This window comes from Enterobacter cloacae complex sp. SHL022, assembly GCF_049237785.1.
Lineage (GTDB): Bacteria > Pseudomonadota > Gammaproteobacteria > Enterobacterales > Enterobacteriaceae > Enterobacter > Enterobacter hormaechei_C.
Genome location: NZ_JBMKJH010000008.1, coordinates 238867 through 263869 on the forward strand (window position 1 = coordinate 238867; position 25003 = coordinate 263869).

General features: G+C 53.1%; 22 protein-coding genes. 9 read left to right on the top strand and 13 right to left on the bottom strand.

Annotated elements, in window-relative coordinates:
- Positions 1–32 precede the first annotated feature (32 nt).
- The gene (gene gpt / locus ACOTZD_RS17760; protein WP_003863205.1) at positions 33–491 is read right to left on the bottom strand and encodes a xanthine phosphoribosyltransferase; all 459 of its coding nucleotides are present in this window, start codon (positions 489–491) and stop codon (positions 33–35) included.
- A gap of 259 nt (positions 492–750) precedes the next feature.
- Between gpt and pepD the strand changes: the two genes are divergently transcribed.
- Positions 751–2208, top strand: a complete 1458-nt coding sequence (pepD, locus tag ACOTZD_RS17765; protein WP_174402475.1) for a cytosol nonspecific dipeptidase — start codon at positions 751–753, stop codon at positions 2206–2208.
- Positions 2209–2263: 55 nt separating this feature from the next.
- On the opposite strand, the gene dinB is transcribed toward pepD, so the two are convergent.
- From dinB to ACOTZD_RS17805, 8 genes are all read right to left on the bottom strand, one after another.
- A complete protein-coding gene (gene dinB, locus ACOTZD_RS17770; protein WP_003863209.1) occupies positions 2264–3322 on the bottom strand; it encodes a DNA polymerase IV in 1059 nt (352 codons plus the stop codon).
- 107 nt (positions 3323–3429) lie between these two features.
- Positions 3430–3630, bottom strand: coding sequence for a (Na+)-NQR maturation NqrM (nqrM, locus tag ACOTZD_RS17775; RefSeq protein WP_003863212.1), 201 nt, complete (start codon positions 3628–3630; stop codon positions 3430–3432).
- Positions 3631–3632: 2 nt separating this feature from the next.
- Positions 3633–4856, bottom strand: coding sequence for an NADH:ubiquinone reductase (Na(+)-transporting) subunit F (gene nqrF / locus ACOTZD_RS17780; protein WP_023315477.1), 1224 nt, complete (start codon positions 4854–4856; stop codon positions 3633–3635).
- Between the two features lie 10 nt (positions 4857–4866).
- A complete protein-coding gene (gene nqrE, locus ACOTZD_RS17785) occupies positions 4867–5463 on the bottom strand; it encodes an NADH:ubiquinone reductase (Na(+)-transporting) subunit E (protein WP_003863217.1) in 597 nt (198 codons plus the stop codon).
- Between the two features lie 6 nt (positions 5464–5469).
- Complete coding sequence (locus ACOTZD_RS17790; RefSeq protein ID WP_003863219.1) at positions 5470–6108, bottom strand: NADH:ubiquinone reductase (Na(+)-transporting) subunit D; 639 nt, start codon at positions 6106–6108, stop codon at positions 5470–5472.
- A complete protein-coding gene (locus ACOTZD_RS17795; protein ID WP_003863221.1) occupies positions 6101–6895 on the bottom strand; it encodes a Na(+)-translocating NADH-quinone reductase subunit C in 795 nt (264 codons plus the stop codon). Before ACOTZD_RS17795 ends, ACOTZD_RS17790 begins: the two co-directional genes overlap by 8 nt.
- Positions 6888–8123 carry an NADH:ubiquinone reductase (Na(+)-transporting) subunit B gene (locus tag ACOTZD_RS17800; protein WP_022647143.1) on the bottom strand — a complete coding sequence of 412 codons (1236 nt, stop codon included), beginning with the start codon at positions 8121–8123 and terminating at the stop codon, positions 6888–6890. Before ACOTZD_RS17800 ends, ACOTZD_RS17795 begins: the two co-directional genes overlap by 8 nt.
- Before the next feature lie 2 nt (positions 8124–8125).
- A complete protein-coding gene (locus tag ACOTZD_RS17805) occupies positions 8126–9469 on the bottom strand; it encodes a Na(+)-translocating NADH-quinone reductase subunit A (RefSeq protein ID WP_032608602.1) in 1344 nt (447 codons plus the stop codon).
- 300 nt (positions 9470–9769) lie between these two features.
- Here ACOTZD_RS17805 and dpaA point away from each other — a divergent pair, with 300 nt between their 5' ends.
- Positions 9770–10510 (top strand): peptidoglycan meso-diaminopimelic acid protein amidase, encoded by a 741-nt coding sequence (gene dpaA / locus ACOTZD_RS17810; protein ID WP_023315473.1) that lies wholly within the window; start codon positions 9770–9772, stop codon positions 10508–10510.
- On the opposite strand, the gene ACOTZD_RS17815 is transcribed toward dpaA, so the two are convergent.
- Together ACOTZD_RS17815 and lpcA are read right to left on the bottom strand one after the other, a co-directional pair.
- A complete protein-coding gene (locus ACOTZD_RS17815) occupies positions 10481–11248 on the bottom strand; it encodes a class II glutamine amidotransferase (protein WP_003863229.1) in 768 nt (255 codons plus the stop codon). The genes dpaA and ACOTZD_RS17815 overlap by 30 nt on opposite strands.
- Before the next feature lie 48 nt (positions 11249–11296).
- Positions 11297–11875: a D-sedoheptulose 7-phosphate isomerase gene (lpcA, locus tag ACOTZD_RS17820; RefSeq protein WP_003863232.1), complete on the bottom strand. Its 579-nt coding sequence runs from the start codon at positions 11873–11875 to the stop codon at positions 11297–11299.
- A gap of 239 nt (positions 11876–12114) precedes the next feature.
- Here lpcA and fadE point away from each other — a divergent pair, with 239 nt between their 5' ends.
- The 7 genes from fadE to ACOTZD_RS17855 all read left to right on the top strand — a co-directional run bounded on the left by fadE (position 12115) and on the right by ACOTZD_RS17855 (position 22979).
- On the top strand, positions 12115–14559 hold the full coding sequence (gene fadE / locus ACOTZD_RS17825) for an acyl-CoA dehydrogenase FadE (RefSeq protein ID WP_023315472.1): 2445 nt from the start codon (positions 12115–12117) through the stop codon (positions 14557–14559).
- Positions 14560–14667: 108 nt separating this feature from the next.
- Positions 14668–15444, top strand: coding sequence for an amidohydrolase (locus tag ACOTZD_RS17830; RefSeq protein WP_048241348.1), 777 nt, complete (start codon positions 14668–14670; stop codon positions 15442–15444).
- Positions 15445–15896: 452 nt separating this feature from the next.
- The gene (locus tag ACOTZD_RS17835) at positions 15897–16559 is read left to right on the top strand and encodes a helix-turn-helix transcriptional regulator (RefSeq protein WP_234903215.1); all 663 of its coding nucleotides are present in this window, start codon (positions 15897–15899) and stop codon (positions 16557–16559) included.
- A 187-nt stretch (positions 16560–16746) separates the two neighbouring features.
- Positions 16747–17382, top strand: a complete 636-nt coding sequence (locus ACOTZD_RS17840; RefSeq protein WP_023324197.1) for a hypothetical protein — start codon at positions 16747–16749, stop codon at positions 17380–17382.
- Positions 17383–17634: 252 nt separating this feature from the next.
- Entirely contained in the window at positions 17635–19884 is a 2250-nt protein-coding gene (locus ACOTZD_RS17845) for a type I secretion system permease/ATPase (protein ID WP_048241349.1), read from the top strand.
- Positions 19881–21230, top strand: coding sequence for an HlyD family type I secretion periplasmic adaptor subunit (locus ACOTZD_RS17850; protein WP_072203140.1), 1350 nt, complete (start codon positions 19881–19883; stop codon positions 21228–21230). Before ACOTZD_RS17845 ends, ACOTZD_RS17850 begins: the two co-directional genes overlap by 4 nt.
- Positions 21231–21233: 3 nt before the next feature.
- Entirely contained in the window at positions 21234–22979 is a 1746-nt protein-coding gene (locus ACOTZD_RS17855; RefSeq protein ID WP_023315466.1) for a TolC family protein, read from the top strand.
- Between the two features lie 70 nt (positions 22980–23049).
- Here ACOTZD_RS17855 and ACOTZD_RS17860 read toward each other — a convergent pair whose 3' ends face one another.
- The gene (locus tag ACOTZD_RS17860; RefSeq protein WP_023324195.1) at positions 23050–24051 is read right to left on the bottom strand and encodes a hypothetical protein; all 1002 of its coding nucleotides are present in this window, start codon (positions 24049–24051) and stop codon (positions 23050–23052) included.
- Between the two features lie 10 nt (positions 24052–24061).
- Positions 24062–24994 (bottom strand): ACP S-malonyltransferase, encoded by a 933-nt coding sequence (locus ACOTZD_RS17865; RefSeq protein ID WP_174402485.1) that lies wholly within the window; start codon positions 24992–24994, stop codon positions 24062–24064.
- Positions 24995–25003: the final 9 nt, after the last annotated feature.

Consider the following 25003-nt stretch of genomic DNA (forward strand, 5'->3'; position numbering starts at 1 on the left):
CATAACCGGGCGTGTAAAGTTACGTATTGAAATTAACGGCCAGAGATAGGCGGTACGAAGACCACGCCCATATCCCATGGCTGTTCAATCCAGGTATCCTGCGGGATATCAATGACGTAATCATCAACCAGTGGGCGACCCGCTGGTTTCGCGAAGATAGTGACGAAGTGCGCTTTTGGATACATTTCGCGGATAGCCACCGCAGTACCGCCGGTATCCACCAGATCGTCGATAACGATAAAGCCTTCACCGTCGCCTTCCGCGCGTTTCAGCACTTTCAGTTCGCGCTGGTTGTCGTGATCGTAGCTGGAGATACATACGGTATCGACATGACGAATACCCAGCTCACGTGCCAGCAGCGCCCCCGGTACCAGACCGCCACGGCTGACGGCAATAATGCCTTTCCACTGTTCGGAAGGCATCAGACGCGCAGCCAGTTTGCGTGCGTGAATCTGCAACATGTCCCAGGTGACGACGTATTTTTCGCTCATGTGAAGTGTCCCAGCCTGTTTATATACGGCTTAAAAAAAATGAGGGTGAACCAGGTTGCGCGAGATTATAGAGATCTGACGCACTAAAAACCAGTGTTACGCGCCATGAGCCTGAGTTTTTACATGCTTAATGCTACCAGCCACGGGAGAAAGTGGTATTCTCAGTTGCATCTCGCAAGCCTGACTTGTGGTAACGATTAACCTGCTAACCCTGTGACCTGCAACATTGTTTTGCAGCGCAACGACAAGGAGACCTATCGTGTCTGAACTGTCTCAATTATCTCCACAGCCGCTGTGGGATATTTTTGCCAAAATCTGCTCCATTCCGCACCCTTCCTATCACGAAGAACAGCTTGCCGAACATATTATGGGCTGGGCAAAGGAAAAAGGTCTGCACGCTGAACGCGACCAGGTTGGCAATATTCTTATCCGCAAACCTGCCACCGCAGGTATGGAAAACCGTAAGCCAGTGGTATTGCAGGCGCACCTGGACATGGTTCCGCAGAAAAACAACGACACCGTTCACGACTTCACGAAAGACCCGATTCAGCCGTACATCGACGGCGAGTGGGTGAAGGCGCGGGGCACGACCCTGGGCGCAGATAACGGCATTGGTATGGCTTCCGCGCTGGCCGTGCTGGCTGACGACAGCGTTGAACACGGTCCGCTGGAAGTGCTGCTGACCATGACTGAAGAAGCGGGCATGGATGGCGCGTTCGGTCTCCAGGCAAACTGGCTGCAAGCGGACATTCTGATCAACACCGACTCCGAAGAAGAAGGTGAGATCTACATGGGCTGCGCGGGCGGGATCGATTTTATCTCTACCCTGCCGCTGTCCCGCGAAGCGATCCCTGCCGGATTCGAGACCTTTAAGCTGACGCTGAAAGGGCTGAAAGGCGGTCACTCCGGCGGGGATATTCACCTGGGCCTGGGCAACGCCAACAAACTGCTGGCGCGTTTCCTGGCGGGCAATGCCGCTGAACTGGATCTGCGTCTGGTGGACTTCAACGGCGGTACTCTGCGTAACGCGATCCCTCGCGAAGCCTTCGCTACCTTGGCAGTGCCTGCGTCGAAAGCGGACGAACTGAAAAAACTCTCCAGCGTGTATCTGGAGATCCTGAAAAACGAACTGTCTGCAAAAGAGAAAAACCTGACGGTGGTGCTGGAGTCCGTTACGACGGATAAAGCCGCGCTGACCGCACAGTCTCGTGACACGTTCGTCCAGCTGCTGAACGCAACGCCAAACGGCGTTATTCGCAACTCTGACGTGGCGAAAGGCGTGGTGGAAACCTCCCTGAACGTGGGCGTGGTGACCATGGGTGACGACAGCGCAGAGATCATCTGCCTGATCCGTTCCCTGATCGACAGCGGTAAAGAGTACGTTGTGAGCATGCTGGAATCTCTGGGTACCCTGGCGGGCGCGAAAACGTCTGCAAAAGGCAGCTACCCGGGCTGGCAGCCGGATGCAAGTTCTCCGGTCATGGCACTGGTGCGTGAAACTTATCAGCGACTGTTCAACAGCACCCCGAACATTCAGGTTATTCACGCGGGTCTGGAGTGTGGTCTGTTCAAGAAACCGTATCCGGATATGGACATGGTCTCCATTGGGCCGACCATCACGGGTCCACACTCCCCGGATGAACAGGTTCATATTGAAAGCGTCGGTCACTACTGGACGCTGCTGACTGAGCTGCTGAAAGCAATCCCTGCGAAGTAATTCGTCGTCTGTTGCCCGGTGGCGCTACGCTTACCGGGCCTACAATTAGCGTAATCTACAGCCCCAACACCAGCTGACGCTCCAGCTGCGGATCCAGCAAGGTGACGTGCAGCCCCACCAGCCTCACCCCTCGCCCGCCCCGCCGTTCTTCCCATGCCTTTTTTGCCGTCGCGATAAGATCCTCTTTGTTGAGGCGTGGCCAGACGTGTTCCTGCGTCGTCTGCTGAAAATCGTTAAATTTCAGTTTGATGCCCTGCCGGGCAATAAGCAGATCCGGTTTGACCTTCAGTAAGCGTCGTTCAAGTTCAGGATAGAGTTGTTCCGTAATAATGGTTTCACATTCGGTCCAGTCATGGATATCTTCGCTCAGCGTGCGTTCAACGCCGACCGATTTACGCAGCCGTTCGTTGTTCACATCCCGGTCATCAATGCCCTGACTGCGTTCCCACAGTACGCGGCCAAACTTGCCAAAACGCTTAAGCAGCAGCGCCAGATCGCTGCGCTGAACGTCTTCGCAGGTGCGTAGCCCCATACTTTCCAGCTTCGCGGCGGAGACTTTGCCCACTCCGGGGATTTTGCTGAGCGGCAGCGTCTTTAAAAACGCCGAAACCTCTTCCGGAGTGATAACGTACTGGCCGTTGGGCTTATTTAAATCGGAGGCGATTTTGGCGAGAAATTTGACCGGCGCGACACCCGCCGATGCCGTCAGGTTCAGCTCGTTAAAAATAGTCTGGCGGATCTCCTGCGCCATCAGGGTGGCGGAGCCGTGGCAGTGCACGCTGTGGGTGACATCAAGATAGGCTTCATCCAGCGATAACGGTTCGATAAGTGAGGTGTAGCGGGAAAAGATCTCCCGAATGTGGCTCGATGCTTCTTTATAGGCATCAAAACGTCCGGGCAAAAGAGTGAGATGCGGGCACAGTTTCAGCGCCATCGCTGTCGGCATGGCGCTGCGCACGCCGTATTTGCGAGCAGGATAGTTGGCGGTGCTGATGACACCGCGCTGTACCCGGCTGCCGCCAATGGCAATGGGAATATCCCGCAGCGCCGGGTTGTCACGCATCTCCACTGCGGCAAAAAAGCAGTCCATATCGACATGGATTATTTTGCGCATAGTAAGCCCTCACTCGTTACTGGATAAGTATACAGTAAACAAATGAGGGTTGAGAAGTGTGCATGGGAATTGTCGGGTGGCGGCGTTGCCTTACCCGACCAGGAAGACTAAATAATGCGTTGCTGCTCGCGAGCCATCCGCTTTTTCCGCGCATCGCACGGTTCCGGACAATCGCACACTTTTTCCATTCCGATGGAAGAGATGCCTCCGCAACTGCCCTGAATGCTTTTACGCTTGATGATCCAGCCTAAGGACATGCCGAAGATCACCAGCACAAACACCGCAAAGGTCGCCAGAAAGGTCAGCATAATCAGCCTCCGAAATCATCGAGCATGATGTTCTCATCTTCCACGCCAAGATCTTTTAGCATCTTAATCACGGCCGCGTTCATCATTGGTGGACCACACATATAGAACTCGCAGTCTTCCGGTGCCGGGTGCTGTTTGAGGTAATTTTCATACAGCACGTTGTGGATGAAGCCCGTATAGCCTGTCCAGTTATCTTCCGGCTGCGGATCGGATAACGCCACATGGAAGGTAAAGTTAGGGTTATCACGTGCCAGTTGTTCAAACTCATCGTCATAGAACATTTCGCGCAGTGAACGCGCTCCGTACCAGAAGCTGATCTTGCGCTTGCTGCCAAGTCGTTTGAGCTGGTCAAAGATATGCGAACGCATCGGCGCCATACCCGCTCCGCCGCCGATAAAGACCATCTCCGCGTCAGTATCTTTGGCAAAGAATTCGCCGAACGGGCCGGAAATCGTCACTTTGTCGCCAGGCTTGAGGGACCAGATATAGGATGACATGACGCCAGGGGGGGCATCAGGCACATTCGGTGGCGGCGTGGCGATACGCACGTTGAGCATAATAATGCCCTTCTCTTCCGGGTAGTTAGCCATGGAATAGGCGCGGAGCGCGGGCTCTTTTACCTCGGAAACAAAGCGGAAGAGGTTAAATTTATCCCAGTCGGCCCGGTACTCTTCGGGCACGTCGAAGTCAGCATACGCGACGGTGTGTGCCGGACATTCAATCTGGATATACCCACCCGCACGGAACGGGACGCTCTCCCCTTCAGGGACACGCAGCTTGAGCTCTTTAATGAACGTGGCTTTGTTATCGTTAGAGATAACTTCGCACTCCCATTTTTTCACGCCGAAGATCTCCTCCGGCAGCTCAATCTTCATGTTCTGGCGCACAGCGACCTGACACGCCAGACGGCATCCCTCTTTCGCTTCACGCTTCGTAATATGCGACAGTTCCGTTGGCAGAATATCACCGCCGCCCTCTTTCACCGTCACACGGCACTGGCCACAGGAGCCACCGCCGCCACAGGCAGACGAGACAAAAATCCCGTTGCCGGAGAGCGTGTTAAGCAGCTTATCCCCTGCCGGGGTACGGATCTGATTCTGCGGATCGTCATTGATATCAATGATCACATCCCCGGAATTGACCAGCTTCGCACGCGCCGCCAGGATCAGCCCTGACAGCACCAGTACTATCAGCGTGAACATCACCACGCCAAGAATAATTTCCATTTGTTAGCCCTTATAGCTGCACACCGGAGAAGGACATAAAGCCCAACGCCATCAGGCCGGTGGTGATAAAGGTGATCCCTAAGCCACGAAGCCCCGCAGGTACGTTGGCATATTTCATTTTTTCACGGATCCCCGCCATGGTAACAATCGCCAGCATCCAGCCGATACCGGAACCGAAGCCATACACAACCGATTCACTGAAGTTGTAATCACGCTGAACCATAAAGGAAACACCGCCAAAAATGGCGCAGTTCACGGCGATCAGCGGCAGGAAGATCCCCAGCGCGTTGTACAGCGACGGGAAGTATTTATCGAGGATCATCTCCAGGATCTGAACAAGCGCCGCAATCACTCCGATAAAGGTGATGAAGTTCAGGAAGCTAAGATCAACCCCCTCCACCAGCGCGCCATCGCGCAGCACGAAGTTGAATACCAGGTTGTTAATTGGAACGGAAAGCCCCAGCACAACGGTAACTGCCACGCCCAGACCAAATGCCGTCGATACCTTTTTAGAAACGGCAAGGAACGTACACATGCCCAGGAAGAAAGCGAGCGCCATGTTTTCAACAAACACCGCGCGCACAAATAAACTCAGGTAATGAGCCATTGTCGGTTACTCCTTTTCCTGCTGTTCAGGCTTCAACGTACGAATCAGCCAGATCAGCAAACCGATAATGAAAAATGCGCTTGGGGCCAGCAGGAACAGGCCGTTCGGCAGATACCAGCCGCCGTTCTGTACCGTATCCAGCACCGGAATGCCAAACAGCTTGCCGCTGCCAATAAGTTCGCGCAGGAAACCAACCGTCAACAGGATTACGCCGTAACCCAGGCCGTTGCCGATACCGTCCATAAAGCTCGCCAGCGGCGGCATTTTCATCGCATAGGCTTCAGCACGCCCCATCACGATACAGTTGGTGATAATCAGGCCGACAAACACCGAAAGCTGCTTCGAGGTTTCATAGGCGAAGGCGCGCAGGAGCTGATCGACCACGATCACCAGCGAGGCGATGATCGCCATCTGCACGATGATCCTTACGCTGTTGGGTATGTGGTGGCGGATCATTGAGATAAACATGCTGGAAAAAGCTGTCACCAGCGTTACCGCCAGCGTCATGACCACCGCCGTTTCCAGCTTGGTGGTGACCGCCAGCGCCGAGCACACCCCCAGCACCTGAAGCGTTATCGGGTTATTGGCTAACAGCGGGCCAATCAGCACCTTTTTAACTTCTTTCAGTTCACCCGTATCAGCCATTATTCAGCGCTCCTTCACGTACATTCTTCAGGAAGGGACCAAAGCCCAGTTCACCCATCCAGAAATCAAAGCTGTGCTGCACACCGTTTGAGGTGAGCGTGGCGCCGGAAAGGCCATCAACGGCAAATTCATCGCCGGGACGCGCGCCCCCTTTTACCACCTTCAGCGCAGGCTGGCCGTTGTCGTCGAGCACTTTTTTACCAACAAACTGTGCCCGCCAGTTAGGGTTCTCAACTTCGCCCCCCAGCCCCGGCGTTTCGCCCTGATCGTAATAAGTAATGCCTTTAACCGTACGGCCGTCGGTATCCAGCGCCACAAAGGCGTACATCATTGACCATAAACCGTTGCCATAGATGGGCAACACGATTTTCTGAATGCGTTTTTGCTCGTCACGGACGAGGTAAATCTCCGCGACATTGCTGCGGCGCTTAATGCCTGCCGGATCCTGCGAGGCGTCAAGCGTGGTGCTCATTTGCGGATCTTTTAGCGCCAGCGCCTGGTTGTATTTCGCCGGGTCTTTATCCATTAACTCCCCGGTTTTTAAATCCACCAGCCGTGCGGTAATACGTTCGGCAAACACCGCTGCGACGTCATCCTTCGTCATGCCTTCCTGCATCAGCCCGGCAACGGCCAGGATGTTACGCTGTTTATCCAGCGCACGTTGCTCCTGCTGTAGCGGTTTCAACCCTACGGCAGAACCGGCCACGACAATGGAACAAACCAGACACAGTACCAGCACCACCAGCAGCGTTTTGCTGATGCTGTCGTTATTTTTGATCTCAGCCACGCGCCTTCCTCCGTTTAATGTTGGCGCGCACAACCAGGTAGTCGAACAGCGGCGCAAACAGATTGGCAAACAGAATGGCCAACATCATCCCTTCCGGATAAGCCGGGTTGACCACGCGAATCAGTACACACATCACCCCAATGAGCGCGCCGTAACACCATTTACCTCTGTCGGTAAACGAAGCCGAGACCGGATCGGTGGCCATGAACATCATGCCAAACGCAAAGCCTCCCAGCACGAGGTGCCAGTACCACGGCATGGAGAACATCGGGTTTGTGTCTGAACCAATGAAGTTGAAAAGCGTGGCGGTGAGTACCATCCCGAGCATGACGCCAGCGACAATGCGCCAGGACGCCACGCGGCCAAAGAGGATGATGGCTCCGCCGATCAAAATCATCAGGGTAGACACTTCACCGATGGAGCCTGGAATATTGCCGATAAACGCATCAAACCAGGTGACAGGCTGTCCGGTTGCATTATTGACCAGCGTTTCGCCGCCGCCTGCCGCCCACTGTGAAAGTGGCGTCGCGCCGGAGAATCCGTCTGCTGCCGTCCACACCAGGTCGCCCGAGATTTGCGCCGGATAAGCAAAGAACAGGAACGCGCGTCCTGCCAGCGCCGGGTTGAGGAAGTTGCGTCCGGTCCCGCCGAAGATCTCCTTGGCAATCACCACGCCAAAGCTGATCCCCATCGCCGCCTGCCAGAGCGGCAGCGTTGGCGGAACAATCAGCGCAAACAGAATAGAGGTAACAAAGAAGCCCTCGTTGATCTCATGTTTGCGAATAATGGCGAACAGCACCTCCCAGAAACCGCCCACGATAAAGACAGTCATATAGATGGGGAGGAAGAAGACAGCGCCCAGCGTCATCATGCTGATCCAGCCGGCATCTGCCGCAAAGCTCACCCCCAGCGACTGTGCCAGACGATAGTGCCAGTCAGACTGAATCACCTGCGCCAGCTGCTCTGCATCATACATATGGTGCAGCGCCGGAATAGTTTGCAACCCAACGTTATACATCCCCCAGAACATGGCCGGGAAGACCGCAAACCAGACCAGAATCATCATTCGCTTGAGGTCGATGGCGTCGCGAACGTGCGCCGCGCCTTTCGTTACCAGACCCGGCGTGTAGAAAATGGTCGTTGTCGCTTCATACAGCGGGTAGTACTTTTTGAGCTTCCCTTCGGTAAAGTGCGGCTCAATTTTTTCAAAGAGGTGTTTTAAGCCCATGTTTATCCTTCCTGCTCAATGCGGGTTAACACCTCGCGCAATACGGGTCCATATTCGTATTTACCTGGACACACATAGGTACACAGCGCCAGATCTTCTTCGTCCAGCTCCAGACAGCCCAGCGCCTGGGCACCGTCGGTATCACCGGCCAGGAGATCCCGCAGCAGCACGGTGGGCAGAATATCCAGCGGCATCACGCGTTCGTAGTTGCCAATCGGAACCATGGCGCGCTCACCGCCGTTGGTGCTGGTGGAGAAGTTAAACAGCTTATGACGCAGGAAGTGGCCGAGCGTGGTGCGGGTTACCGAGTATTTTTCTGCGCCAGGCAGTACCCAGCCGAACAGCTCTTTCTCGCGTCCTTCAAGCACCACACTCACCTGAAGATGGAAACGACCCAGCCAGGCCATCGGGCCTGTCGCGTGCCTGCCGCTCAGCACCGAACCGGAAATAATACGGTTTTCACCCTCTTTCGTTTCGCCAGCCAACAGCGCCGTCAGGTCAGCCCCAAGCAGCGTGCGAACCAGACGCGGTTGGGTTGCCTGAGGGCCGCCGATGGCAATAATGCGTTCTGCGCACAGCTCACCCGTGGTGAACAGCTTACCGATAGCGATCACGTCCTGATAATTAAGATGCCAGACCTGTTTCGTCAGGCTTACCGGCTCCAGGAAATGAATATGCGTTCCCACCAGTCCCGCCGGATGCGGGCCGGCAAATTCATTAAAGGCCACCTGCCCTTGCGGATGACCGCCCAGCTTACCGCCGCTGGCCTGGCAGACATGCACTTTGCCCGGCGTCAGGCGTGTTAACACGGTGAGGCCGGCATCGAAAGCTTTTCGTTCCGCCAGGATAAGAGGCTGCGGATCTGCGCTGAGCGGGTTGGTGTCGATGGCCGTAACGAAGATAGCGGCCGGCACAGTGCCTGGCACGGGCGTTTTGCTATAGGGCCGCGTGCGAAGCGCCGTCCACAGTCCCGACTCCAGCAGTTGCGTCTGCACCACGTCGTGGCTGAGGGTGGCGAGATCGGCGGCGTCAAAACGCGCAAATTCGCGTTTCTCATCACCTTCAATTTGAATAACAACCGATTGCAGGACGCGACGCTCACCACGATGGATGGCAACAACGGTGCCGCTGGCTGGGGCTGTAAACATAACGCCAGGATTTTTTTTATCCTCGAAGAGTGCCTGGCCTTTTATTACGCGATCGCCTTCCTGTACCAGCATCGCAGGACGCATGCCCACGTAATCATCACCTACAATGGCGACATGATGAATACTTGCGCCGGTGGTAACGTGCTGTTCAGGCACGCCAGAGATTGGCAGATCGAGTCCTTTTCTGATTCTAAACATGTGGTTAGCAGGTATCCATGAACAACAATCCAGAGAGGCCGGAGTGTACCATTTTCGGCCCTGCCAGGGGCAGCAAATCCGCCGTCTGGCGCGCCGAAATGCGAGCTATTGCGCAAAGTTCCTGGAGTCAGGACAATGTGAATGGGTTATAAAGTAAAACTAATTTGTAAACGCAAAGGTTGGCTCTTGCGAAAATCTCCATCGGTGCTAATGTGAGCGCTCCTGTCCAGATTAGTCTGATTTCGGGTGTCTTTTGCCGTTCTGGCAAGTTGGTCATTGTTTTATCAAGGAACCAGTAGTATGCGTAAAATCGCATTGTTCATTGCGATGCTTCTGATACCGTGCATGTCGTTTGCCGGGCTGCTTGGCAGTAATAGTTCAACGACGCCGATCAGTAAAGAGTATAAACAGCAGTTGATGGGATCCCCGGTTTATATTCAAATCTTCAAGGAAGAGCGCACACTCGATCTGTTTGTCAAAATGGGCGAGACGTATCAGCTGCTCGATAGCTACAAAATCTGTAACTATTCTGGCGGGCTGGGGCCGAAACAGCGGCAGGGTGACTTCAAAAGTCCGGAAGGGTTTTACAACGTTCAGCGTAACCAGCTAAAACCGGACAGCCGCTTCTATAAAGCGATTAACATCGGTTTCCCCAATGCCTTCGACCGTGCGCACGGTTACGAAGGGAAATACCTGATGATCCACGGCGCCTGCGTGTCTGTCGGCTGTTATGCGATGACGGATTCCGGCATTGATGAAATCTTCCAGTTTGTCACGGGCGCACTGGTCTTCGGTCAGCCGAATGTTCAGGTCAGCATCTATCCGTTCCGTATGACGGATGCGAACATGGCACGCCATAAGTACTCTGTTTACACAGATTTCTGGAAACAGCTAAAACCGGGCTATGACTACTTCGAGCAGACCCATAAGCCGCCGGTGGTGTCCATCGTCAATGGCCGTTACGTGGTGAGTAAACCGCTCAGCCATGAAGTGGTTCAGCCGCAGCTGGCGTCAAATTACGCGGTCCCCGAGACAAAATAGCGCCCACTCGCCTGGCATGATCTTTTGCCAGGTTTCGTTGCCCGTCAGTGGCTGCGTTGCAATGACAGTGACCACATCGTTCGGTGTGGTCTCCTTCTGAAAATCAATTTCCACATCCTGATCGAGCAGCGTGGCGACGCCAAACGGCGCACGTCGGGTGATCCAGAACAGATTTGTCGAGCAGAACGCCATCACGTAGCGCCCGTCAGACAGCAGCATATTAAAGACGCCTTTCGCGCGTAACTCAGACGCCAGTGACGCTATGTACTTAAAAACGGCGGTCATGTTGCCGGGCGTACGGGGATAGCGCTCGGTCAGCTTGTGCAGCAGCCAGCAAAATGCTTTTTCGCTGTCCGTTTCACCGACAGGACGAAAATTGCCGGTTTCCAGTGATTTATAGCCCGAGAGCTGCCCGTTGTGCGCATAGGTCCAGTTACGGCCCCACAGTTCACGGGTAAACGGATGGGTATTTTCCAGCGCCACTTCGCCGCGATTGGCCTGGCGGATATGGGCGATCACCGAACAGGATTTAATAGGATAGTCCTGCACCAGTCTGGCAATGGGTGAGTTAAAGCTGGGCTGTGGATCTTTAAACGTGCGGCATCCTTTGCCTTCGTAGAAGGTAATGCCCCAGCCGTCTTTATGCGGCCCGGTTCCTCCACCGCGCTGAACCAGCCCGGTAAAACTAAAGCAGATATCGGTTGGCACATTGGCGCTCATCCCGAGCAGTTCGCACATAGATCACCTCCACAACAGCGGGGGGCACCGGCGCCCCCCAGCGAAGTCTTACTTAACCATCTCTTTTTCGATCAATTGGATCAGGATGTGGATCACTTTGATGTGAATTTCCTGAACGCGATCGGCATAACCGAAGTGTGGAACGCGGATTTCAATGTCCGCTGTACCGTCCATCTTACCGCCATCTTTCCCGGTCAGGGTGATCACTTTCATGCCCTTCTCACGCGCGGCGGCGATCGCTTTGATCACGTTAGCGGAGTTACCGGACGTGGAGATACCGAGAAGCACATCGCCTTCACGGCCTACGGCTTCAACGTAGCGGGAAAAGATGTGGTCGTAACCAAAGTCGTTGCCTACACAGGAGATGTGGCTCACGTCGGAAATCGCAATCGCCGGGTAGCCCGGACGGTTTTCGCGATAGCGTCCGGTCAGCTCCTCGGCGAAGTGCATGGCGTCACAGTGGGAACCGCCGTTACCGCAGGAGAGCACTTTACCGCCGGCTTTGAAGCTGTCGGCAAGCAGGACCGCCGCGCGCTGAATAGCGTGAATATTGGCATCATCTTTCAGAAAGTTCGCCAGCGTTTCCGCCGCTTCGTTCAGTTCGTTACGAATAAGATCCTGGTACATGAGGATAATCCTTTAGTATTGATGAAATAACACAGTGGAGTGTACCGGATAGCAGTAAAAGCGAGAAGCTAAAGCCATGCGAATCGTCCGGCGTTTTGATTTTTTGTGCCGGCTAAAACGCGAACAATGTGAACCAGGTTGTAATTATTTTGTAAACACATTGCTAAAGGAAATGACATCAACTACAACCATATCATCACAAGTGGTCAGACCTCCTACAAGCAAGGGAGCTTTTCTTTATGATGATTTTGAGCATTCTCGCAACCGTTGTACTGCTCGGTGTGTTGTTCTATCACCGTGTCAGTTTATTCCTGAGTAGCCTGATTCTTCTGGCCTGGACGGCTGCACTTGGCGTCGCTGGCCTGTGGAATATCTGGGTTCTTGTTCCCCTGGCCATCATTTTACTGCCGTTTAACCTGACGCCGATGCGTAAGTCGATGATCTCTGTGCCGGTGTTCAGGGGATTCCGTAAAGTGATGCCGCCGATGTCGCGTACAGAGAAAGAAGCGATTGACGCCGGTACGACCTGGTGGGAAGGCGATCTGTTCCAGGGCAACCCGGACTGGAAAAAGCTTCACAACTATCCACAGCCGCGTCTGACCGCCGAAGAACAGGCCTTTATTGATGGTCCGGTAGAAGAAGCGTGCCGCATGGCAAACGACTTTGCCATCACTCACGAAATGGCCGACCTGCCGCCTGAGCTGTGGGCATACCTGAAAGAGCATCGCTTCTTCGCGATGATCATTAAGAAAGAGTATGGCGGTCTGGAATTCTCCGCTTACGCTCAGGCTCGCGTGCTGCAAAAACTGGCGGGTGTCTCCGGGATCCTGGCGATTACCGTTGGCGTGCCAAACTCCTTAGGCCCGGGCGAGCTGTTACAGCATTACGGTACAGAAGAGCAGAAAGATCACTACCTGCCGCGTCTGGCGCGTGGCCAGGAAATTCCGTGCTTCGCGCTGACCAGCCCGGAGGCGGGCTCTGATGCCGGCGCGATCCCCGATACCGGCGTGGTTTGCATGGGCGAGTGGCAGGGCCAGCAGGTGCTGGGCATGCGCCTGACCTGGAACAAACGTTATATCACCCTCGCGCCTATCGCCACGGTGCTGGGCCTGGCGTTCAAACTCTCTGACCCGGAAAAACTGCTGGGCGGTGAAGAAGATCTGGGCATTACCTGTGCGCTGATCCCAACCTCGACCCCAGGTGTTGAGATTGGTCGCCGTCACTTCCCGCTGAACGTACCGTTCCAGAACGGTCCTACCCGCGGTCAGGATATCTTTGTCCCGATTGATTACATCATCGGTGGCCCGAAAATGGCCGGTCAGGGCTGGCGTATGCTGGTAGAATGTCTGTCTGTGGGCCGCGGCATTACCCTGCCGTCGAACTCAACCGGCGGTCTGAAATCGGTGGCGATGGGGATTGGGGCTTACGCGCATATCCGCCGTCAGTTCAAAATCTCCATCGGCAAGATGGAAGGTATCGAAGAGCCGCTGGCGCGTATTGCGGGCAATGCCTACGTGATGGACGCCGCAGCCTCGCTGATTACCTACGGAATTATGCTGGGCGAAAAACCCGCCGTGCTGTCGGCAATTGTGAAATACCACTGTACCCACCGTGCACAGCAGTCAATTATTGATGCAATGGATATCGCAGGCGGTAAAGGGATCATGCTCGGTGAAGGCAACTTCCTGGCACGCAGCTATCAGGGTGCGCCGATTGCCATCACCGTAGAAGGGGCAAACATCCTGACCCGTAGCATGATGATCTTCGGCCAGGGTGCGATTCGTTGCCATCCGTACGTGCTGGAAGAGATGGCTGCCGCGCAGAATAATGATGTGGATGCCTTCGACAAGCTGCTGTTCAAACATATCGGTCACGTCGGCAGCAACAAGGTGCGCAGCTTCTGGCTGGGCCTGACGCGCGGGCTGACCAGCGCGACGCCAACCGGTGATGCGACCAAACGTTACTACCAGCACCTTAACCGTCTGAGCGCCAACCTGGCTCTGCTGTCTGACGTTTCCATGGCGGTGCTGGGCGGTAGCCTGAAGCGTCGCGAGCGCATCTCCGCCCGTCTGGGTGATGTGCTGAGCCAGATCTTCCTGGCCTCTGCGGTGCTGAAACGCTACGACGATGAAGGCCGTCAGGAAGCGGATCTGCCGCTGGTGCACTGGGGCGTGCAGGATGCGATGTATCAGGCCGAACAGGCAATTGACGATCTGCTGGCGAACTTCCCGAACCGCTTCGTGGCAGGTGCCCTGCGCGTCGTGATCTTCCCGACCGGTCGTCATCACCTGGCGCCGTCCGACAAGCTGGATCACAAGGTAGCGAAGATCCTCCAGGTACCGAGCGCAACCCGCTCTCGTATTGGTCGGGGTCAATATCTGGCACCTACCCCGCATAACCCGGTAGGTTTGCTGGAAGAGGCGCTGCTTGACGTGATGGCCGCCGACCCGATTCACCAGAAGATCTGCAAACAGCTGGGCAAAAATCTGCCGTTTACACGACTGGATGAGCTGGCAAAACAGGCGCTGGCGGGTGGCATCATCGACAACAGCGAAGCTGCGATTCTGGTGAAAGCCGAAGAGAGCCGTCTGCGCAGTATTAACGTGGATGATTTCGAACCAGAAGAGCTGGCGACACAGCCGGTAAAGCTGCCGGAGAAGCACCGCAAACCTGAAGCCGCATAAGACGTTCAGCGTCCATCAACCCCGCTCCGTGCGGGGTTTTTTAATGCCACATTTTCTCGTAATGACGTGCTACAGTGTCAAAAAGCGATCTTTTAAGGAGTCGGTATCGTGCCTGGTTTGAAGATTTCTGTTTTGCAGCAGCCTTTAGTTTGGATGGACGGTCCAGCCAACCTTCGCCATTTCGATCGCCAGCTCGAAGAGATTAGCGGTCGCGATGTGATTGTCCTGCCGGAGATGTTCACCACGGGTTTTGCGATGGAGGCTGCAAAACAGTCGATGCCGCAGGACGAGGTTGTGGCCTGGATGCACGCCAAAGCGCAGGAGACAAACGCGCTGATTGCCGGTAGCGTCGCCCTCCAGACCGAACGCGGGCCGGTTAACCGCTTCCTGCTGGTCGAGCCAGAGGGAAAGGTGCATTTCTACGATAAGCGCCACCTGTTCCGCATGGCGGATGAGCATCAACATTATGTAGCCGGAAACGAACGCGTGGTGTTTGAATGGCGCGGCTGGCGTATTTTGCCGCTGGTCTGTTATGACCTGCGCTTCCCCGTCTGGTCCCGCAACCGCAACGATTACGACCTGGCGCTGTATGTTGCCAACTGGCCTGCGCCACGTTCACTTCACTGGCAGGCGTTATTAACGGCGCGGGCAATTGAAAACCAGGCTTATATTGTGGGATGTAACCGCGTAGGCACGGATGGTAACGGACACCATTATCGCGGCGACAGCCGGGTAATAAGCCCGCAGGGAGAAATTATTGCTACAGCCGAGCCGCATCAGGCCACGCGAATTGACGCCGAGCTTTCGTTAACTGCGCTAACGGAATATCGCGAGAAGTTTCCGGCCTGGCAGGATGCCGATCGTTTTAGCATAGAAAATAAATAAAGGACATCGTCGTTTACTTTAGCCAGTTCGTACGAGAACCTAATGCGCGACCTGGTAAATAAGCAATATTTACATTCACACTGAATCTGACGTTCCCGCCCACCCCCTATTTTCTTTTTATCGAAACATTCTATTCCAACCTTATAAAGTTTAGTCCTTCAATGTTTAACATTATGTTAATTGCAATAGCATTACCAAGTGAAAAAAAATAACCACCCATTAACAAAACAGAAGAACAACAACCCAAAAACCCGTAAATCGGCCATTTAAGAAAACATGTAACCACTTGAAAAATATAGACTTAAATCTTAAATGCAGCCTGAAAAGGTGTGTTCAGACTATTTAATTAAGACTTATACCAGGTATTCAGTATGATGCCTCACATCAAACGACGAGGTTGATGCTTCGTCCAAAACTAATATCGTGCTTAATCATCGCGTATAAGGTGTAATATGTTATTTCACAATAATAACTCTATTTATTTATCTCATAATGATGGTCAGCAGGTGAGCCACACGCCGTCGATGCATTGCTATGGTTGTGTGAAAAAATGCCTGTTTGGTGACGCTGAAGCGTGCGCTCGTAAAACCTGCACAGGACTTGAATGCTATATTTGGCCTGATAACAATTCTTACCTTGTAGAAGGTATCCGGCACTATTTTGAATGTGTGAGCGACAAATATATTTCTCAGCCAGTCGTGATTATTGATTTTAGCCATAAAAATATCACCTATTTTCTGAACGATAGCTGGCTCGAACAATTCAAAAATATGCGCCTTATCCTCGTCACTGACAAAAAGATGACGGCGATTGCCCATTACTGGTTCTATAACGATACGTTAGAGACCACCATCAGCTCTATTATCTTTTATGATGATTCCGCTGAGGAGGTTGCCACGAAACTGAAGAAAACGTTCCTGGCAAAAACGATCAAACCATCCGGGAGTAGGCCAAAACTGAGCCAGAATGAATTCAGCCTGTTTTCGTTCTTGTTCAATGGATGGACACCTAAAAAAATCGCGTATCAGAACGGTACTAGCGTCAAAAACACCTATGCCATGAAAAACAGAATTGAGCGCAAACTGGGAGTTTCAATCACCCGCCTGGTGAATTAGCCTTAAATGGTATTGCGTAAAAAAATCGACAATCACGGATGGGGATTAATTTCTGTAGAAAATTCCTGGATAAACGATGCTTTATCTCATCACAACTCGTTTTTTTCCTTAATGCATTATTAATATAAATATTGATATATTATAGTAGATTTAACATTTATAATTTTAACGCATAGAGTTTTATCACATGGATATCGTTACTATTAGACATATTGAGCACAACGACAACACTATGCGCTGCTATGGGTGTATGAATAAATGTGTTTTTCCTTCTTTTCGTACTGAACAACAGGGCGAGTGTAATGGTTCTGAATTTTATATCTGGCCTGAAAATAACTCTTTTTTGATAGAAGGTATATTACAATACTTTAACAACATTACGGTTAAAATCATTTCTCAACCCATTGTAGTCATTGATTTTAACTATAAGAATATAAATTTTTTCTTAACAAACAGCTGGTTAGATCGTTTTAAAAACGCAAGACTGATCCTGATAACTGATAAAAAGATGGCCGCGATTGCCCATTACTGGTTTTATAACGACACAAGCGAAACAATAATCAGCACCGTCATTTTTCATGATGATATTATTGATGATATAAAATTTAAAATTCGCCAGTCGTTCCTTGGCAAGATAACGCGACCTTCGGAGAAGAAAGCCAAACTTAGTGCAAATGAATACGCCCTGTTTTCTGAATTGTATAAGGGACAACTCCCGAAAAAGATAGCCATGAAGAATGCTACAAATGTTAAAAACATTTACGCCATGAAGATAAGAATCGAGAACAAGCTGGGCGTACCTATTTCAAGGCTCGCCAGTTAACCCTCAGTTCAAAAAACCTGAAAAAACATAAACCTGGATCAATCCACATATAATATTCTTAATCATGCAGTGGTTTATCTTTATTGTGTACATATACGGCTAACTTTACACTACGATATTGCCAGCGCTTGTAATTTCACTATAACCATCAGCCATAAACTTCGTACTTACGGATGTTCTTGGTCAATTTTAATAGCATGCCTTCACTTTATTTTTAAAGTAAGGAACGTAACTACAGGTCTGGATTCGATAATGAATACGCATCTTTCCACCGTAAAATTTAATTCAGAGCACGATTTCAATAATATTGAAGAACCCAGAAAAGATTCTCTTCTGTGGGGTGTTGAATGGCTTTGTGCACATCACGCTAAGTATGCCAGCAAAGAAGTTCTTTACGCTGGCTTGCCGAAAAGCGACAAGCTTGAGCCGGAAATGGCTTTGCGTATGCTCGACCAGATGGGGATATCTGCTGGCTGGGTAAAACGCGATCTTAATTCAATATCGTCCTGGCTCTTTCCGCTGCTGATCGCCCGCAAAGATGGAACGTATTGCATTATTACCGCGCGTAACGGTAAACGCGGACAATTCACCTATCAGATCGTGGTGCCTGAAAACGAAGGAATACTTACCGTTTCAGCGGCTGATTTGCTGGAAGTTTACGGCGGCTATGCCCTTGTCACCACGCCAAAACCCAGTCTGGATGCGCGTGCCGACGATCTTCTCTTACCGAAAGCGCAGAATGAAGGTCACTGGCTTTATTCTACGCTGTGGCGCTACCGCCACTATTTTTACAGCGCTGCGCTGGCGGCACTGCTGGCAAATATACTTACGCTGGCTGGCACCTTCTTTACGATGAACGTCTATGACCGGGTGATCCCGACGCAGGCCTATGTCACCCTCTGGTCGCTGGCTATTGGCGTCGTGATTGCCAATATATTTGAGTTTTCCAGCCGCCAGATCCGCGCATACCTGATCGATATCGCGGGGAAAAAGGCAGACCTGATCCTGGGCGCGAAGCTTTTTCGCCAGGTGATGTCTATGCGCATGGAATATAAACCACAGTCTTCCGGGACCTTCGCTAACCAGCTGCGCGATTTTGAGGCAGTACGGGATTTTATTACCTCTGCGACGCTCGCCACGCTGTCCGACCTGCCCTTCTGCGTGCTGTTCATGTTCATCATTTATATGATTGGCGGTCCGCTTGCCGTGGTGCCCCTGGTGGCAATGCCGCTCATTTTAATTGCCAGCATCGTTATTCAGTGGCCGCTGGGTCGCTATATGGAAGAAAACGTTCGCGAGATTTCGCTTAAGCAAGGCCTGCTGATTGAAAGCATTGAGGGACTTGAAGCCCTGAAAGCTGCGCAGGGTGAAGGCGTTATGCAAAAGCGCTGGGATGATTTCAGCGCGCTGGCTGCCGCTTCCTCCATGAAAACCCGCAACCTTTCCATGCTGACAACCAATTTTGTCTCCTTCGTTCAGCAAATTACCACGGTCTGTATTGTTGTGCTGGGTGTGTATTTGATCCACGCGGGCGAGCTCACGATGGGCGCCATGATTGGCGTAGTGATCCTTTCCAGCCGTTCTCTCGCCCCGCTGGCATCCGTTGTCGGGCTGGCGTTGCGTTATCAGCATGCCAAAACGGCCCTGAAATCGCTTAACCAGCTGATGGATACCCCCACTGAACGCGATTCCTTAATTACCTATCTACCAACGCCGAATTTCACGGGCAGCATGCGCCTGCACAAAGTGGGGTTCACCTATCCAGTGCCGGGAATGATGGTAGCCCCGCGCATTCTCGAGAATATCAATATCAATATTGAAGCCGGTGAGCAGATTGCGATTCTGGGCAGGATCGGCAGCGGGAAGTCTACCCTGCTGCGGGTGATGGCGCGCCTGTATCAGCAGAGCAGCGGGCAGATATTCATTGATGAAGTTGATGCAACCCAGGTTGATCCGGCGGACTGGCGTGCGGCCGTAGGCTATGTCGGGCAAGACTGCCGTCTTTTTTACGGCACGCTGCGTCATAACATCATTATTGGCAACCCGGGCGTAAGCACGGAAGAGTTTCTGCGCGTGGTTCGCCTGACCGGGCTGGATCAGGTCGCAGCCAGACACCCGCTGGGTTTTGACATGCCCATTGGTGAAATGGGGAACTGCCTGTCGGGTGGACAAAAGCAGCTCGTTGCACTGGCCCGCTGCCTGTTGCTAAGGCCGAAGATTTTACTGATGGATGAACCGACCAGCTCCATGGATGCGATGACGGAGACGTTATTCCTGCGGCGGTTAAAAGAGGCCACAAAGGGGCAAACGCTGATCATTGTCACGCATCGCATGTCCGTACTCAGTCTGGTTGAACGCCTGATTGTGCTGGAAGACGGGCACGTTGTGAAAGACGGGGCAAAAGATCGGGTCATGGAAAGCCTGAATGAGAACGTGCTGAAGAAAAAACAAACGATGCATTCGGTTGAAGAAAAGCAACAGGAACAAGGTGTGAAGGGATGATGAACGAGGACGATGTGAATCAGAACGCCTCAAAAGGAGAGGCCGATAGCGGAGCGGGAGCTTCCTCCACGGCGTTGAGAAAAATTGAGGGCGGCGCCGGAAAAACAGCGCTGGCGGAGCAAAAACCGCAGCCGACAGGAAAGGTAAAAGCGGACGATCTGAAATTCATGCATGACCTGCAGGGCGCCCTGATCGCGCAGAAAACCCCTTTCAGCATGATCATGCTCTATACCATCACGATGGTTGTCGTCGTCGCGCTGGTGTGGGCACATTTCGCTCGCGTTGAAGAGATTACGCGTGGCGATGGAAAAGTCATCCCGGCCAGCCGTGAGCAGCTTATTCAGAGCCTGGAGGGGGGCATTCTTGAGGAGCTGAACGTTCAGGAGGGCGATATTGTCGAGAAAGGACAAATCCTGCTGAAAATCGACCCCACGCGTGCCGGCGCCAGCTACGGTGAATCGCTTTCAAAAGTTCAGGGGCTGAAGGGCAGCATTGCTCGTCTCAGGGCTGAAGCCTATGACACTCCCCTGACCTTCCCGCCGGAAATTGCAGGAATTGAGTCCATCGTGCGTGATGAGACGCAGGCCTATAACGCGCGCCTCAAAACCCTGAATGAAAGCGTACAGGCATTGCAGCGCAGCCTGGCACTGGCGCAAAACGAGGTCAGCCTTTCCGAGCCGCTGGCTCGCAAAGGGCTGATGTCCGATGTGGAGATCCTGCGCCTCAAGCGTCAGGCCAACGAGTTCAGCCTGCAAATTGCCGAACGGACCAACCGCTTCCGCTCTGATGCCAACAGCGAGCTAAACCGTCTGGAATCTGAACTGGCGCAGGCGGAGGAGATCCTGCGCGGACGTCAGGACGTGATGAACCGTACTACCGTTGTCGCCCCCGTGCGCGGCACGGTAAACAATATCCGCGTGACCACGCGCGGCGGAGTTATACAGCAGGGAGCGGAGATCATGACCATTATTCCGCTCGAAGATAACCTGCTGGTCGAAGCCAAAATTAAACCCTCTGATGTGGCATTTATTCATCCGGGTCTTCCCGCGACGGTAAAAATTACCGCCTACGACTACGCCATTTACGGCGGCCTGACCGGCGTCGTCGAACACCTGAGTTCAGACACGCTAATTGATGAAGAGAAAGCCCGTCAGGGACGTGGTGATTCGACCTATTACCGGGTCTTTGTCCGTACAAACCGGGCGGCGCTACAGGTTAAAGATAAAGCGTTCCCGATCATTCCGGGGATGGTGGCAAACGTTGAAATCAGAACCGGGGAGAAGACCATTTTGTCTTACATCCTCAAACCAATACTGAAAGCGCGTGAAGCATTCAGGGAGAGATAATTTATGGTTAAGGCACGTAAAGAGCGCCGTTGGGCCAGGGTTGCAGCCGCGGTTGCACTCTGTTTGCCCTGCTCTTCTTTTGTCACCCCGCTTCACGCGGCTGACGCGGCGCAGATCAAAAACATCCCGGCCTCGCTGCCACCTATGCGCACGCAGTCAGAACTAAACCGCGCATCGCAAACGCAGCCGGTAGCACGCGCGCGTTCTCAGAATGCCGCGCCTGCCACATCCTTGCCTTCTATGCGCACGCAGTCGCAATATGCCAGTACGTCCAAAGCCGTGCCGACTCGGGCCTTCTCCGCGCCGCAACCTGAGCGTTATGCCACCGCACAGCAGGCCGCAGCGCCAATGTCGAAGCCGCAAAGCACGGCGGGTAACAGGGCAGCACTGAAAAAGAATTACGACTTCTTCCCGGCCGTCACCGAATACTATGAGCCCGATCCGGCCTATGCCACAGTTCGTCGCCACAGCGCGTCGGCAAATAGTCGCGCCACCAGCGGCATGGTGCAAGGCAACTTCAACGGCACCAGCACCAGTGATTCGCGGGAGTTTCTTCGCAGCATGGTCGCAAGAGCGCTGGCGTACAGCCCCGAACTTCGTGCAGCCTCCTCTGAGGTTCTGGCCTCGGATTATATGGTGGATCAGGTCAAAGGCCAGCGTTTGCCCCAGGTGCGGCTGGGCGTAACCTCGCCGTTGACGACGATGGGTGGAGATCGGCAGGCTTCTTCCAACAACACGCATTTTAGCGACTCCAGCGGAACCGTATCCGTTAATACCCCGATCATCGACTGGGGCAGGATCGGTAATCAGGTGGATAACTCGCTGGAGACGGCCAAGGCCGCTCGTTATTCAAAAGAGTATTCCCGGGAGCAGCTGGCCTATAACACCGTGTCTGAACTGATGAATATGAGCCGCTATGAGCAAAGCCGAATAGTGGCGAAGCATTACGTTGGTCGGATGAAAGAGCTGGTTAATATGCTGTCGCAAATTACCCAGGCGGACCGCGGCAGAGAGAGCGAACTGGTACAGGCAAAAGCGAAACTGATGTCTGCACAAGCGAGCATGGACAATATCGAACATCAGCTGAGCGCGAGTAAAATTAAGCTGGTGCGCCTGCTTGGCGCAGAGCCATCGCTACCAGACGATCTCAACTGGCAGGATACGATTATTCCGGCATCGGTCGCCATTGCGTCGCTGGATAAGAACCCGATGATGCTGAACCTGCAAGCAAAAGTCCGCGCTGCGGAATATGAAGCGGAGAGCATTAAGGCCGCGGCGCTGCCGCAGGTCAACTGGGTGGTATCTAAAAGCACAGCCAAAGACAGCAACGGCAACGAAAGCGGCTGGTATACCGGCCTTAACGTCGAATGGGAAGCGTTTAGCGGCGGCTCTCAGCGTGCCGCTCAGATGACGGCCCGCGCCAAAGCTAACGTCGCGCAGCAGCAGTATGAGGTGAGTTACCGCGACCTGGAATATCAAATCAACTATCAGGTGCAGGTCCGTGATTCGTCATTCCTGCGCGCCGATGACTACGATCGTCTCTCAGGCGAAACAGACCGCGTGCGTCAGATGTTCTACCAGCAGTGGTATCACCTGGGCAAACGAACGCTGCTTGACGTTTTGACCGCTGAAAACGACCACTTTAACAACCAGCTCTCCGCCATTAATAATCGCTATGACGGATACATTTCCAACGTAAATGTTATTGCCAGCGCCGCGATGATGCTGTCCTGGATGCGAATAACCTGAATCGTATCGACCTGATAAAAAGCCAGACCGTCAGTAATGACGGTCTGGCTTTTTTATTGCCTCTGACGTCTTACCACAGCGGGTTTTCTTTATCGATCTCCGCCCAGCGCAGATACATATCGCTCGACATCATGAAATCGTTATGCCATTTCCACCACGTATGGAGAGCGTAATAGGCCAGGCAAGGGAGGTAGCTGAGCAGGAAGTACACTTCAAACCATACCTTCCATCCGAGCAGGGTAAGCAGCAATCCGACAATCGCCGACCAGGCAAACTCCACACACAACAGCATCACCAGCCTCAGCCACAGCGGTTTCTCAGACAAAGCCCGCCAGGGGATCGCCGGAGAGAAAAAGAGATCGATCTCGTTAAGGAAAAGGTGCCCCAAAAAGATATATCGCTTCGTGAACCGTAAAAACAGAAGATTGATTGCCAGCACCACCGCACAAAGCACCAGCATGGTAATGATGGACTCGAGGGTGAAGTACCGGCCATAGCGCTCAAATTGCTCACTGTTACGTAAGGGACTTATTGTCAGCAGGTTCATCACGATGGACAGGGTAATGGCGATGGCCAGATACTGGGACAAACGCTTATATTTCCCTTTATCCCTTGTCGATGCGATGACCTGTCGAATGTAGATCGTGCGCATCGCGGCGAACATTCCCCAGATAATCAGCGGGGCAACGATGGTCAGCGTCAGCAGCACGATGTCCGGCTGAGCCAGGGTAAGCATCAGTGCACTAATGCCAGCGAAAACCAGCGTGGCGATAACCATAGCAACGAGAGGATCGTAAACAATCGGAGCCGTCGGCCGGGCCTCTTTCTTGAGAAAAATGGACAAGTCGACATTCTTAACCACGCACTTGTACGCCCAGAACGCCTTGAGGTCGGCAGTGAAGCTATACAGTATCAGCGCAAAAATAGCGCTCGCCAGCCAGACATCCTGTCGGGTAAAGGAGAACCCGGCATTTTTCCAGTAAAAGCCCAGCAGCACAAACGTCACGATATAGATAAAAAGAAGGTTCCTTTTATCCTGAAAGCGAATGAACGTTAAATAATCTGGAATCATATCTCGACCTTTACATCTCTAATGCTTTTCTACAGTGCAGAACGCGTTCGGCATTAAAACCGACGAAATCATTCAGCATTTGGCCAAGATAAGGTTTGTTACTCATCTCCAGGAACAGCGGGCTGCCTGGCTGTTCGATAAACCGCGTCATGGATTCACGCCATTTGACCGTGTGGGTCAGGTGCAGCGAGAGGTTTTCCTTAATGGCCTCCGGAACGATTTCTATTTTGCCCGTCACGTTCATCAGCACGTCGTACGCGGGTGAGGTGAAAGGCTGTCCGGCGAGAAAATCGCGCATCAGCTGTACGCCCTCTTCCATCAAACGCTTGTGCCACGCGCCGCTGACGCCGAGCTTAATCGGCTCATAGCCTTCGTCCACCAGCACCTTAGCGAACTCGCTAAGCGCAGCCGGTGTCCCGCCGATAACTTGCTGACGCGGGGTATTATCACAGCTAATATCCAGCTCAAACCCGTAGCGGGTGATGATGTTGCTCAGGGCGGCAAAATCCGCCCCCTTCAGCGCAATCATCGCGCCCTTCTGCCTTTTGCTGACCGCATCCATGGTGCTGGCGCGAAAATGGAGGGTGCGGAAAAGCGTCTCCAGCGAGATCGCACCCGCAGCGTAAAGCGCACTGTATTCCCCCACGCTGTGGCCACAGGCTCCCGTCACCCGAAGCGCCGGAAAACGCTCGCGGCAAAGGGTATACAGCGATACGTTAATTGCCGTGACGGCCAGCTGTTGCACTGTAGTCTGAATCAGTCTGTTCATCGGCCCCTTTAGGCAGAGTCGGCGCAAATCAAGCCCAGAAATATCGCTGGCACAATCCCAAATCTGTTTCGTCGTTGAATTCAGATCCCAGAGATCGCTACCCATCCCAATCACTGGATTCCCTTGCCCGGAAAACAGCAGCACGACAGGCTGCGATGCGTTATTAAGCGTCATTGTCATTTC

What these genes read in the sequence shown, in the direction of transcription:
- ACOTZD_RS17860 (WP_023324195.1), bottom strand. Translation starts at nt 24,051, where the DNA reads ATGATTCCAGATTATTTAACGTTCATTCGCTTTCAGGATAAAAGGAAC.
- fadE (WP_023315472.1), top strand. Translation starts at nt 12,115, where the DNA reads ATGATGATTTTGAGCATTCTCGCAACCGTTGTACTGCTCGGTGTGTTG.
- ACOTZD_RS17815 (WP_003863229.1), bottom strand. Translation starts at nt 11,248, where the DNA reads ATGTGCGAACTGCTCGGGATGAGCGCCAATGTGCCAACCGATATCTGC.
- ACOTZD_RS17840 (WP_023324197.1), top strand. Translation starts at nt 16,747, where the DNA reads ATGGATATCGTTACTATTAGACATATTGAGCACAACGACAACACTATG.
- ACOTZD_RS17850 (WP_072203140.1), top strand. Translation starts at nt 19,881, where the DNA reads ATGATGAACGAGGACGATGTGAATCAGAACGCCTCAAAAGGAGAGGCC.
- nqrF (WP_023315477.1), bottom strand. Translation starts at nt 4,856, where the DNA reads ATGGAAATTATTCTTGGCGTGGTGATGTTCACGCTGATAGTACTGGTG.
- ACOTZD_RS17805 (WP_032608602.1), bottom strand. Translation starts at nt 9,469, where the DNA reads ATGTTTAGAATCAGAAAAGGACTCGATCTGCCAATCTCTGGCGTGCCT.
- gpt (WP_003863205.1), bottom strand. Translation starts at nt 491, where the DNA reads ATGAGCGAAAAATACGTCGTCACCTGGGACATGTTGCAGATTCACGCA.
- dpaA (WP_023315473.1), top strand. Translation starts at nt 9,770, where the DNA reads ATGCGTAAAATCGCATTGTTCATTGCGATGCTTCTGATACCGTGCATG.
- ACOTZD_RS17865 (WP_174402485.1), bottom strand. Translation starts at nt 24,994, where the DNA reads ATGACGCTTAATAACGCATCGCAGCCTGTCGTGCTGCTGTTTTCCGGG.
- dinB (WP_003863209.1), bottom strand. Translation starts at nt 3,322, where the DNA reads ATGCGCAAAATAATCCATGTCGATATGGACTGCTTTTTTGCCGCAGTG.
- ACOTZD_RS17855 (WP_023315466.1), top strand. Translation starts at nt 21,234, where the DNA reads ATGGTTAAGGCACGTAAAGAGCGCCGTTGGGCCAGGGTTGCAGCCGCG.
- ACOTZD_RS17790 (WP_003863219.1), bottom strand. Translation starts at nt 6,108, where the DNA reads ATGGCTGATACGGGTGAACTGAAAGAAGTTAAAAAGGTGCTGATTGGC.
- lpcA (WP_003863232.1), bottom strand. Translation starts at nt 11,875, where the DNA reads ATGTACCAGGATCTTATTCGTAACGAACTGAACGAAGCGGCGGAAACG.
- ACOTZD_RS17845 (WP_048241349.1), top strand. Translation starts at nt 17,635, where the DNA reads ATGAATACGCATCTTTCCACCGTAAAATTTAATTCAGAGCACGATTTC.
- nqrM (WP_003863212.1), bottom strand. Translation starts at nt 3,630, where the DNA reads ATGCTGACCTTTCTGGCGACCTTTGCGGTGTTTGTGCTGGTGATCTTC.
- nqrE (WP_003863217.1), bottom strand. Translation starts at nt 5,463, where the DNA reads ATGGCTCATTACCTGAGTTTATTTGTGCGCGCGGTGTTTGTTGAAAAC.
- ACOTZD_RS17800 (WP_022647143.1), bottom strand. Translation starts at nt 8,123, where the DNA reads ATGGGCTTAAAACACCTCTTTGAAAAAATTGAGCCGCACTTTACCGAA.
- ACOTZD_RS17835 (WP_234903215.1), top strand. Translation starts at nt 15,897, where the DNA reads ATGTTATTTCACAATAATAACTCTATTTATTTATCTCATAATGATGGT.